9 protein-coding genes are annotated in these 11,669 nt (G+C 47.9%); 4 read left to right on the top strand and 5 right to left on the bottom strand.

Annotation, left to right across the window (positions count from 1 at the left end; all coding sequences use genetic code 11):
- Positions 1-6: 6 nt before the first annotated feature.
- The 4 genes from murB to B3850_RS10645 are packed head-to-tail and all read left to right on the top strand — an operon-like array spanning position 7 to position 3,464.
- Entirely contained in the window at positions 7-996 is a 990-nt protein-coding gene (gene murB / locus B3850_RS10660; protein WP_286871863.1) for a UDP-N-acetylmuramate dehydrogenase, read from the top strand.
- Positions 997-1,024: 28 nt separating this feature from the next.
- The gene (gene birA, locus B3850_RS10655) at positions 1,025-2,008 is read left to right on the top strand and encodes a bifunctional biotin--[acetyl-CoA-carboxylase] ligase/biotin operon repressor BirA (protein WP_286911726.1); all 984 of its coding nucleotides are present in this window, start codon (positions 1,025-1,027) and stop codon (positions 2,006-2,008) included.
- Positions 2,009-2,017: 9 nt separating this feature from the next.
- Positions 2,018-2,803, top strand: a complete 786-nt coding sequence (locus tag B3850_RS10650) for a type III pantothenate kinase (RefSeq protein WP_286871858.1) — start codon at positions 2,018-2,020, stop codon at positions 2,801-2,803.
- Positions 2,804-2,831: 28 nt separating this feature from the next.
- Positions 2,832-3,464: a tetratricopeptide repeat protein gene (locus B3850_RS10645; RefSeq protein ID WP_286911725.1), complete on the top strand. Its 633-nt coding sequence runs from the start codon at positions 2,832-2,834 to the stop codon at positions 3,462-3,464.
- A 26-nt stretch (positions 3,465-3,490) separates the two neighbouring features.
- Here the strand turns inward: B3850_RS10645 and nspC are convergent, their stop codons facing one another.
- From nspC to B3850_RS10620, 5 genes are all read right to left on the bottom strand, one after another.
- The gene (gene nspC / locus B3850_RS10640; protein WP_286911724.1) at positions 3,491-4,624 is read right to left on the bottom strand and encodes a carboxynorspermidine decarboxylase; all 1,134 of its coding nucleotides are present in this window, start codon (positions 4,622-4,624) and stop codon (positions 3,491-3,493) included.
- 11 nt (positions 4,625-4,635) lie between these two features.
- On the bottom strand, positions 4,636-5,835 hold the full coding sequence (locus B3850_RS10635; RefSeq protein WP_273268058.1) for a saccharopine dehydrogenase family protein: 1,200 nt from the start codon (positions 5,833-5,835) through the stop codon (positions 4,636-4,638).
- An 84-nt stretch (positions 5,836-5,919) separates the two neighbouring features.
- On the bottom strand, positions 5,920-8,088 hold the full coding sequence (locus tag B3850_RS10630; RefSeq protein ID WP_286871846.1) for a prolyl oligopeptidase family serine peptidase: 2,169 nt from the start codon (positions 8,086-8,088) through the stop codon (positions 5,920-5,922).
- A 63-nt stretch (positions 8,089-8,151) separates the two neighbouring features.
- Positions 8,152-9,981, bottom strand: coding sequence for a GNAT family N-acetyltransferase (locus B3850_RS10625; protein ID WP_286871843.1), 1,830 nt, complete (start codon positions 9,979-9,981; stop codon positions 8,152-8,154).
- Between the two features lie 19 nt (positions 9,982-10,000).
- Positions 10,001-11,419, bottom strand: coding sequence for a sodium-dependent transporter (locus tag B3850_RS10620; RefSeq protein ID WP_286911723.1), 1,419 nt, complete (start codon positions 11,417-11,419; stop codon positions 10,001-10,003).
- Positions 11,420-11,669: the final 250 nt, after the last annotated feature.

The following is an 11,669-nucleotide window of genomic DNA, read 5'->3' as shown; positions in this document are numbered from 1 at the left end:
CCTCGCTTGAGGGATTTATCGAACTTACACACATTTCGTTTACCGGCAGAGTGTTTTGACTTTGTTGAGGTGACCAGCGCCGATAATCTTATGACATTAGAGCCGCAAGAGCCTTGGTATCTATTGGGCGAAGGCAGTAACACGGCGTTTATTGAAGACTTCCATGGGACGGTTATCCATAACGCCCTGAAAGGTGTTCAGGTTGACGAGTTGCCCGAATACACAAGGGTAACAGTTGCCGGCGGGGAAAACTGGCATGAACTGGTGTCGCAGTTGCGCTCAATGGATATTAATGGGCTGGAAAACCTGGCTTTGATACCAGGGTCTGTCGGTGCTGCACCGGTGCAGAATATTGGTGCTTACGGCGTGGAAGTGTCACAGTTTATTGAGCTGGTGACAGCCTGGGATGTAGAAAAGCGCCATTGGGCTTATTTTACGCCTTCGGACTGTGAATTTGGTTATCGCGACAGTATTTTCAAACAAACGCCAGGGCGTTGGTTTATCACGGAAGTCAGTTTTCTAATGCCGAAAAAGTGGCATCCAGTGACGCATTACGCACCATTAAATGAACTTCCGGAACCTGTAACTGCGCAGGCAATTTTCGACAAAGTCATTGAAACTCGCCGTCAGAAACTACCTGACCCGACGGTGACGCCGAATGCAGGAAGCTTCTTTAAGAATCCGGTGGTGTCGATAGAGCATCTAAAAGCTCTGGAACCAAAGTTACCGGGAGTGGTGTCGTATCCTGTCTCTGACAGCTCAGTGAAGCTGGCAGCGGGGTGGCTTATCGACAACCTGGGCTTAAAGTCGTTATCGGTGGGTAATGTTGGGGTTAACCCTAAGCAAGCTCTGGTGCTAGTTAATAATGGTCAGGCGCGGGGCGCTGAGTTATTGGCGTTAGCACAAGAGATACAAGACCGTGTTTATGATGTAACGGGCGTGGAGCTTGAGCCTGAAGTTCGTCTCGTGGGTGCTCAGGGACTCATTAACTTATAAATGCTTCAAATAAGAAGGGACGTACGCCATGAAGCAGTCACAACGACTTGATCAGCTTATTCAGCAGCTATCGGATGGCGAGTTTCATTCCGGCCAGTCGTTGGGTGAGCAGTTGAATATTTCCCGAGCCGCGGTGAATCAGCACATTCATAAGCTTGAAGAACTGGGCCTTGAGTTATTCTCTGTCAGCGGTAAGGGGTACAAATTGTCTCAGCAGCTAGAGCTGCTGGACAAAGAAAAGATAAAACAAGCCACTGATCACTTCACTAACGAACCTGATTTTGCGGTTTATTCGGTTGTCGACTCAAGTAATGATGAGCTCAAACTGCTGGCGCAGGAACAAAAGTTAGCGGCCGGGTACTCGGTATTTGCAGAAGCTCAGACAGCAGGCAGGGGAAGGCGGGGTAAGCGCTGGATATCGCCATTTGGAAGTAACTTATATTTCAGTGTTTACTGGCCCCTGGCAGAGGGCATACACGGTGCTATGGGCTTGAGTCTGGCCGTTGGTGTAGCCTTAGCCGAGTGTTTTGAGTCTCTGGGAATTGAGGGCGTTGGCCTAAAGTGGCCGAATGATGTCTATATAAAAGGCAAAAAAGTGTCTGGTATTTTAGTCGACTTAGAAACACTGGCGGACGGATCTGCGCACAGCATTATTGGCATTGGGATTAACCTGAAAATGCCGGAAAGTGTGACGCAACATATTGACCAGGCATGGACTGATATAAGCAGTGAAATACCCACTATCATGTCCCGCAACCTGATAGCGGCAAGGGTTAGAGATTCGGTTCTCGCGTGCTTGTCGGAATATGATGCGGCAGGGCTCAGTGTATTTCAGGAACGCTGGCGTGCTTATGATCAATTTCTCGATAAGCCGGTACGTCTCATTATGGGGCAGCGCGAATGTGTCGGGACCTGCCGTGGTATCGATGAAAACGGTGCCTTGCTGGTGCAGGACGAGACCGGCGTGAAGCGCTACTTCGGCGGTGAAATTAGTTTACGATTACAACAGTAGGGACATTAGATGCTACTCATTGACGCTGGTAACACACGGTGTAAGTTCGCTTGGTGGGACAAGCATACTGACTCTATTCAGTGGCTGGGGGCTATTGAGCATCAGCATTGGTTGAATGATTTGAGTCGCTCGTTAAAGGATATTTTGCTGGGTGTTATTAACAGTGAACAACTCGAAGACACCAAAGAAGCTTTAGGGGTGAGCGTGGCGTCTGTGCAAGTGGTTGATACATTGAATCAGTCGCTGGCCGAACTTGGAATTAACGTGCGCTGGCAAAGTACTCGCGCGACTCAGTTAGGGGTGGTAAACGCGTACCGGGAGAAGCCTGAAGCGTTAGGCGCTGACCGTTGGTTGGCTTTGTTAGGCTGTCATAAAGCGATTACCGGGCATGCGCTTATTATTGATGCCGGTACGGCATTGACTGTGGACTGGCTAACCCGCGACGGACAACACTTGGGTGGCTGGATAGTACCCGGTCGGCAGTTAATGTTGAATGCGCTTGGACAGGGCACTGCGCAGTTAGGTAACGTGCCCATCGAGCAGAGTGCTCAGGCAAGACTAGAGCCCGGGGTCAGTACCCGCGAAGGCATGCTGCATGGCATTGAGGCTAGCTTAATTGGAGTTGTTTACGAGGCGGCCAAACTCTCTCCCTCGTTATTTAACGATGAGGCGTTTACTGTTGTTGTCACCGGCGGCGACAGCGAACAACTGGCCTCCCATTTGAGTGGTAATATCTGTCGCATTGATGACTTAACCTTTAAGGGTTTGAGACTTTGTGCCGATAACCAACAGTAGTGACTGATTAAGCGTACTGGAGTAGAACATGACGTGGCATAAAGCAGCGATAATCGCGGCCGTACTAAGCGGTGTCTTATTTGCCTTACCTGCAAAGTCTCAGGACATAGAAGCGGTTCAGCTATATTCTGATGCTGAGCTGGTGGAAATGTTTGCTACAAATGAACACATTACTCAGGTTCGCGATGTTGACCGTTGTCAGTTAGCCCAGGATATTGAGGCTCAGGCAGAGCTTGAACGCCGTCCGACGTACCAATTTCTTTATGGCGATATGAAAGCATGGGGTATTTGCTATGACAGGGATCCTAAAATTGGTTTGCTGTATATGGAAAAAGCAGCAGAGCAGGGGTTAGTCGAGGCGCTGGAGCAACTGGGGCGTTACTATCATGAAGGAAGACTCGTACAGCAGGATATTGAACGCGCTATTTTATACTTGCGTGAGGCCGCTTCTTTAGGAAACCTTCGTGCTCAGCAGCGTTTTGTCAGTATTTTACTGAATGATCATGGCAGCCCTTATGACTACGAAAATGCCTACCATTGGCTGCACAACTCAGTAACAGGTGATTCTGGTAAGCATCGGGAAATTCAGCAGCAACTGGTGCAACTGTCAGAACGCATGCCACCTTCCGTGGTGGAAAAAGCAAAACGGCCACTGGAATAGTGGCCGCTTTAACGTTTTTTTAAGGACTATGAAAGTCGACTGCGAAAGTCTTCGTAACTAAACTCTCGTATGCAGTCAAAACGTCCGTCTTCACGCAGTATTCCGATAGCCGGGTGCTGTACACCATTGAAAAATGTCGTTTTCACCATGGTGTAATGCATCATGTCTTCAAATATGAGTCGGTCACCAACGGCCAATGCTTGATCAAAGCTGTATTCACCAATGACATCACCGGCCAGGCAACTATTACCCCCTAAGCGATAACTGAAGGCTTTTTCTCCCGGCAGCCCGGCATCAGTAATTGCTGGTCGATAAGGCATCTCTAATACGTCCGGCATATGCGCCGTTGCTGAGATATCAAGTAAGGCGATAGGACCATTGTTGTCAACAATATCCACCACTTCGCAAACTAACGGACCGGTTTGCCAGGCAACCGCAGAGCCCGGCTCCAGAATCACCTGAAGGTCATAGGTCTCACGTAGGCGTTTAAGCTGGCTTATAAGGTGTTCGACATCGTACCCTTCGCGAGTCATTAAGTGACCACCACCTAAATTAAGCCATTTAACCTGTTTTAACTGTTCGCCGAAGCGGCTTTCTACAGCTTCCAGCGTACGTTCTAAAGCGAAAGAGTCACACTCGCACAAGTTGTGAACGTGTAAGCCCTCAACACCCGTTAAATCATGCTGGTTAAGCTCGCTGGCTCTAATGCCCAAGCGTGATCCGGGGGCACTGGGGTCGTACAGCTCAGTGTCTGCCTCCTGGTGCTCCGGGTTTATACGTAAGCCAATAGAAACCCCAGCTTCAGCTACTTGTTCATGGTAGCGCTGCCACTGAGTCACGCTATTAAAGGACAAGTGGTTTACTAATGGCAGGAGCTCATCAATATCGCCTTGTTTGTATGCCGGCGCATAAGCGTGCACTTCACGACCAAACTCATAGGCGGCCAGTTTGGCTTCCCATACCGAGCTGGCTGTACAGCCTTTCAAATATTGCTTAATCAGCGGAAACGCGGACCACATTGAGTAGCCTTTCAGTGCAAGAATAATATCTGCGCCGCTTTTTTCCTGAACGTATTGCATAAGTTCGAGGTTGCGGCGTAGCAGCTTCTCATCCAGCACGTAGCATGGCGACGGAATTTCCGGCGATAAATAATGGCTCATCAGTGACTCACTTACTTCTCAAACGGCTTGTCGCATTCTTGAACGTGCCATGGTAAACCGTATTGATTCAGACGGTTCATGAACTCATCCGGGTCAAACTGCTCCATGTTCCATACACCGGGTTTCATCCACTCGCCTTGCAGCATCAGTGAAGCGGCTATCATGGCAGGCACGCCCGTTGTGTAGGATACAGCCTGTGCGCCAACTTCTTTATTAGTTTCGGCGTGGTCACAGTTGTTGTAAATGAAGATGGTCTTTTCTTTACCGTCCTTCATGCCGGTAACGTAGGTACCGATACAGGTTTTGCCGGTGTAACCTTCCGCTAATGAACCAGGGTTTGGCAATACAGCTTTCAGAAACTCCAGAGGCACAATTTTCTTGCCTTCAAACTCAACAGGTTCAATAGAGGTCATGCCTACGTTTTCTAATACACGCAAATGCGTCAGGTATTGGTCACCGAAGGTCATCCAGAAGCGCGCACGCTTAATAGTTGGGAAGTGCTTAACCAGAGACTCTAACTCTTCGTGGAACAGCAAGTACGAAGGGCGCACGCCAACATTTGGGTAGTCTAAGTCTTTACGAACACTGATAGGGTCTGTTTCGTGCCACTCACCATTTTCCCAGTATTTGCCGCGTTGAGTAATTTCGCGGATGTTAATTTCCGGGTTAAAGTTAGTTGCAAAGGCCTGACCGTGATCACCACCGTTGCAGTCAACAATATCCAGGTAATTCACTTCGTCGAAGTAATGCTTGGCGGCGTAAGCGGTAAATACGTTGGTTACACCTGGGTCAAAGCCAGCACCTAAAAGCGCCATTAAGCCTTTTTCTTTAAATTTGTCCTGATACGCCCACTGCCAAGAGTATTCGAATTTTGCTTCGTCTTTAGGCTCGTAGTTGGCGGTATCTAAGTAGTGAACGCCTGTTTCTAAACACGCATCCATAATCGGTAAGTCCTGGTAAGGCAGGGCAACATTAATAACCAGCGACGGGTTAATGCCGCGAATAAGCTCGGCGACTTCTGCAGCGTCATCAGCATCAACCTGATACACGCCAACAACGCGATCTTTGCCTGCTTTTTCCTGAAGTGCCTGACACTTTGACAAGGTGCGGCTGGCTAAGTGTATTTCAGAAAAAACTTCCGGTAATTTCGCACATTTTTGAACAACAACACCAGCAACACCGCCAGCGCCAATAATAAGAACTTTAGACATGAATGCTATCCTTCACAGAAATCGTTAACGGACTTATTTTACGAATAAGATTGCCGCGAAAGATAGCACATTTTTTGAAAATCATCATTGAGAAGCAGAGCTTCTCTGTTCTTTATTGATGCCGAGTTGTTCGTTTAAAAAAGCCCACTTCTCAGCGGCTGATTCAATTTTCATCCACGTAGGTGTGCCTGCACCATGACCTGCACGAGTTTCAACATTGAGAAGTATTGGATTATTGCACCCTTGGTCCTCCTGAAGTGCCGCCGCAAACTTATAGCTGTGCCATGGAGCGACTCGGTTGTCGTTATTCGCGGTGGTGACAAGGGTAGCTGGGTAGCAAGTGCCTTGTTTCGTGTTATGAACCGGAGAGTACTCATATAAAGCAGTGAACTCATCGGCGTTTTCACTCAAACCAAACTCACTGCTCCAGCCGCGTGCGTTTGCATTGGGCAAGTGATAACGCAGCATGTCCAATACGCCAACCGCTGGTACGGCTGCGGCGAATAACTCCGGGCGTTGTGTCAGAGTAGCGCCCACCAATAACCCTCCATTACTGCGGCCATGGATAGCTAGCTGGTCTTTGTTGGTATAGTTGTTCTTAATTAGCCACTCTGCGGCGGCGATAAAGTCATCAAATACCCTTTGCTTGCTAGCTTTTGTGCCAGCCTGATGCCATGTTTCGCCAAATTCGCCACCGCCTCGCAAGTTAGGTATTGCCAGCACTCCGCCCATTTCTAACCAGGCAATACGGTCGGCTTTAAATTCGGGCGTTAAAGAGATATTAAAACCACCATAACCATACAGCAGCGTGGGGTTACTTCCGTCCAGTTCCACGTCTTGAGAGTGCACCAGAAACATAGGGATTTCTGTGCCGTCTTTACTCTCGTAGACCACTTGATGCGTTTCGTATGACTCAAGTTCGGCCGGAAATTCGACTTCCTGCCACAAAGTTGTGCGCTGTTGCTCTACTTGGTATCGGTAAATTTTTCCAGGTTCGGTAAAACCTGAAAAACTGAAAAAGGTGTCTTTAGCTGACGGCGACCCGTTAAAGCCTGAGACGGTGCCGATGCCGGGCAGAGCAAGCTCCTGCAACACTTGACCTTTGAGGTCAAAAATTCCGACACGGGAATGCGCGTTTTGCAAATAGTGAGCAAAGAGTTGGCCGTTGACCGCGGAGATTGAGGTCAATGTATGTGTGCTTTCAGGAATTATTTCAGACCAGTTGTCATCACCCTTGCTGTTCATATCAATAGCTATAACCCGACCCCTTGGGGCCTGGGCGGTAGTCCGGAAATATAGCTTACTGTCATGACTGGTCACGTAATCATACTGGCCATCCCATTTGGTTAACAGTCCGGTGAAAGGTTCGCTGTCCTCGGCTAATGGGCGGCTGAAAACAGCGTTAGCATCATACCCGGAAGACACATTGATTAATAAATAGCGACCGTCATGTGTCACCTCCGGATATGGGTTCCAGCTAGGTTGATTCTGTAACGCGAAGATCAATTCGTCATCACTTTGAGAGCGTCCCAAGCTGTGAAAGTAAACACTAACGGGCTTTGAGTCGTCGTATTTTCCATTAGCATTTTGAGGATAGCGGCTGTAATAGAAGCCGGTTTCGTTTGGCAGCCAAGCGATATTGGAGAATTTAACGCCACTTATTTTGTCGGACAAAGTCTTGCCAGACTCAATATTTTTAATGTGAATTTCAGTCCAGTCGCTACCCTTTTCTGAAACCGCGTAAGCGATATACTTTGCGTTAGGGGACACTTGTATTCTGGCTAGTGATAACGTGCCGTCTTCGCTGAGTTTATTCGGGTCAATTAATACTTCCGGAGCGCTCTCTAAGTCCGTCATTGTGTAAAGAATGTCCTGGCTTTGCAGACCGTCGTTAGCAAAGTAAAAGTATCGATTCGCGTATTGAAATGGCGTGCCTATTTTTTTGTAGTTCCAAAGCTCGGTTAACCGTTGCTTCAGGTCATTGTAGGCGGGAAGTTTCTGCAAATAAGGTGTTGAGAACTCGTTTTGACTATTGACCCACTGGGAAACCTCTTTTGAGCGGAGGTTCTCCAGCCAACGGTATGGGTCAGCAACAGTGGTGCCGTGATAGTCGTCTGTTTGATCAACCGTTTTGGTTTGCGGGAACCCATAAGGTGACTGCTGCTGAGGCTTTGGCTGAGAGCTGCATGCGCTTAGGATAAGAGCACCGGACAGCGTAGCCAGAAATACACGAATTGATGAATAACGAGTCATTGCCTTCCCCTTTGTTAAGACTGACTTGATCATAGAAAGTTGTTGTGAAAACAACAAGTCACATTAGACAAGCCGTGCGGTATCTTTACGTAGTTTTACGTTTGCTTGTTGTTTTGATGAACAATCGTAGTAATGTGCCAGCTGTTTCAGAGAGCATGATGGCCGGCTCAAATATTGAGTCAGTTCGTCGGCCGGGTGTTTATTTTGGTAGTAAACAGCCAAGGCAAAGTGGGCAGCGTCAAATGGAATGCGCTCGTTCACGTAAGCCTTCACCAACAAATGGGGTAGAGGGTTAGTGATAAGGTTTTCTGGTATCTCAGAGTGAGCGTTTATAAGCCAATTCTGCTCCGCCTTTGCCCACTGACTAATGTCGTCAGTCAGAGAGGTGTTTGAGCTTGGGTCATCACCCATACTGTCTGCTCTGACATAAATAGAGGCGGGGCGTGCCGATACACTGTCGAGCCGGTGGCTGGTGCGCCATGGCACAAAACCATTAGCTTCCCAAAACGTCGCAACTCCTGGCTCCCAGGCAAAGCTGGTGCCTGTTTTATTAATATGTTTGTAACTAGGGTGTTGCTGAATAAAGCCGAGCAACTCAGAGGCATATCCCTGATGACGGAGGCCGGCAGACACAGCGATACGAGCAACTCTCAGCCAGCATGCGCTTAGAGCCCAGGGCTGCTGTAAAAAATAGCCAATGGCTTGCGGCAGCAGGTTTCCTTTAGGGCGTCGTTTACCCTGTAAAATAGGTGTGTGCAGCTCTTTTGGAACAGGGCCTTCTTCAATAAGCCAGGCAACAGCAACTACTTCGCCGTTCTGGCGAGTGTAAGCCAGCCGATGTAACGGGTCACTCAGTAGCAAATTAAGGTCATTAGGGCTGCTTTGGTAATGAGCATTTAAGAGCAGCTGGAAGCATTGACGTAAGGTGTTTTCCTGCAGTTGCGAAGCATGCTCAATAAACTGCCCGTCAGCTAGCTCCGGTGTTAATGAAGTAGCGGTTTCATCCATTAAAAACGTGTCAGTCAACCATTGTTCTAAAGGGTCATTTTCCGGCCAGCGCATCGGTGCTGATAAACGATGATTCTTAACTTTAGGCAAGTGTTTTTCTGCCCATTGCTGAAAGTGTATGGCAAAGCCTCGGCCGCAGCCCTCGTAGCCCGAAACCGTAGTGGCTAATAACCACGGTGTGAACTTTTGGCAGAGCTTTTCGGTAGCCCATAAAGGAATGCCGGCAGCTTCATCGATAATCAACTGCTTAGTCGAGTCCCCGGGTTGTTCCAGTAGCTTATCCCAGGCCTTAAAGGTGGCGGTTGGCGCTTGCTTCAGTAAAACCTGAGCATTGGCTTTTCTCGGTGCAGTAACAATGATTTCAGTTTCAGCGCAGGTTGCACTCACTTCGGCTAATGCTTTGCCGAGCAGAGTGCTTTTTCCGCGGCCTCGCTCAGCAACAAGGATGTGCGTGTGCGGGGAGTCCTCATTGATAAATTCACTGGTCAGCACTTCTACCAGTGTCTGATGTTCTGTTTGGGCTTTCTTGAAGCTATCAGAAGCGTTCGCAGGCAGTGCATTATTATTAAAGTAATGACTCGCAAAGCGCAGAAGCCGTTCGACCATAGCGGAATTGTCACTGGGCAAAAGAATGATTAACTCTCCGCCACCAACAATAGTGCCGCACAGCGCACAAATTGCATCCGCATTTAAGCCCGCCTGACAATCGAGAAGGACATTTTCAAATTCATGACCCAGGTAGTCTCTGTATCGGTTGAGGTGTGCATCAGCACCTGGGTCCTCTGGGGAGAGAATAAGACTTTGAGAAGAGCGAGTCTGGCAGGCTTGCTGCCATTGACTCGCTGTTTGCAGCAGTTTTAGCTGTCGAAAACTGCCACGTTCCATTACTTACAACACTCTGCCATTAAAATAGTGAGAATCCGACAAATTTTGTCAGTACTGTATTAATGAATACCACCGCCAGAATTAACGGAATAAAGGTGCTGATAGAAATACGCACATATTTGGCTAGTAGTGTATTTCTATAATTCGGGTTGCCTTCTGACAGTTCGTCTTCTAACCCTTTTTTGCGCCAGTGTAGAGTAACGAATAAGCAGATAAGCAGACCGTTTAGCGGCAATATGGTGTCGTAAAAGACGTCGTAAATAACGTCAAAAACCGACTTCGTTTGCCCGGCGTAGGATGTGAACTCAGTAAATGCTGGTATAAAACCAAATGAGGTGGCTGCTATTAGTGTAAGTACGGTAACGGCAAAGCCCATAACCAGCAGAGTCTTTTTACGGCTGAACTTCGCTTTCTCAATAATGGCTGCCGTTGGTACTTCCAGTATGGATACGAGTGACGTAATAGCTGCAATAAACGTCAGCAAAAAGAAGACAGTCGCGGCTAAGCTAGCACCGAAATACCCGACAACGTCTTCTAATGCCACAAAAATTTGTGGGAAGAAGGAGAAAATCATACTGACTGAAGAGTCGCTCAGCGTGTCCGGGTTGGTGTTCGGGTTTATTGCAAAAATAGCAGGCAAAGTCATTAAACCAGCGGTAAATGCGACTGCAGTATCAGTTAGAGCGACCAGTTTCCCTGAAGTGACAATGTCGTCGCGGCGGCTGAAATAAGAGCCGTAGGTAATCAGAATACCCATACCCAGAGATAATGAGAAGAAAGCTTGTGCCAGTGCACCATTGATAACGGAGCCGTCAATTTTTGAGAAGTCAGGGACCAAGTAAAACTCAACACCCAATGCTGCGTTGTCGAGTGATAAAACGAAAATGACCAACAATACCAGCATAATAAAAAGAGCTGGCATCAGGAACTTGGCGGCTTTTTCGATGCCTTTGCGAACGCCTCCTACCAGAATCACGTTAATAATGACGGTAACCGCCACCAGGAAGCCAACAAAACCGTAATCATTCACAAACTGCCCGAAGTATTCCGGGTCGGCTAACATCGCCAGGTTGCCGGTTACTGAGTGCCATAAATAGCCGAATATCCATACGGTAATGACCATATAGAATACGGCAATCATAAAGGGCGTAATAACGGCCAGTAGCCCTGCTATATGCCAGCCTTTATTGTCTGGTGATAATGCCTGATAGGACCCTAGTGGGCTTTTTTGAGCTCTGCGGCCAAGACCCATTTCTGCGAGCATGACTGGGACACAAATAAAGGCAACGAACAAAGCATAAATAATAAGAAATGCGCCGCCACCGTTTTTTGTTGCTGCGACAGGGAAGCCGACTAAGTTGCCGATGCCAACAGCAGAGCCTGCCGCGGCTAGTATAAATCCAATTTTAGAGCTGAATTGATCGCGTTGTTCGCTCATTCTGACCTTCTTATTATCGTTATTATCTTGAGGTGCTTGTTAAGCATCATTTATTAAATTCCAGCAATCCTAGCAAGGGGTAACGTTAACGGCAAGCGGCGGGTGAGTGAATACGTCGTGAATATTGGCAAGTCCGACCTGAACGCTAAGAAAATTATTAACATCCATTACAAATGCGATATTGGAAAATGTTAAAACTCATGTAACCTTTTTCTAACTCTGTTTTAACACGCTGGTAAATACAGGGAAT

The organism is Idiomarina sp. UBA4520, assembly GCF_002388365.1.
Classification (GTDB): Bacteria; Pseudomonadota; Gammaproteobacteria; order Enterobacterales; family Alteromonadaceae; genus Idiomarina; species Idiomarina zobellii.
This window is presented reverse-complemented; position numbering and strand designations above follow the sequence as displayed.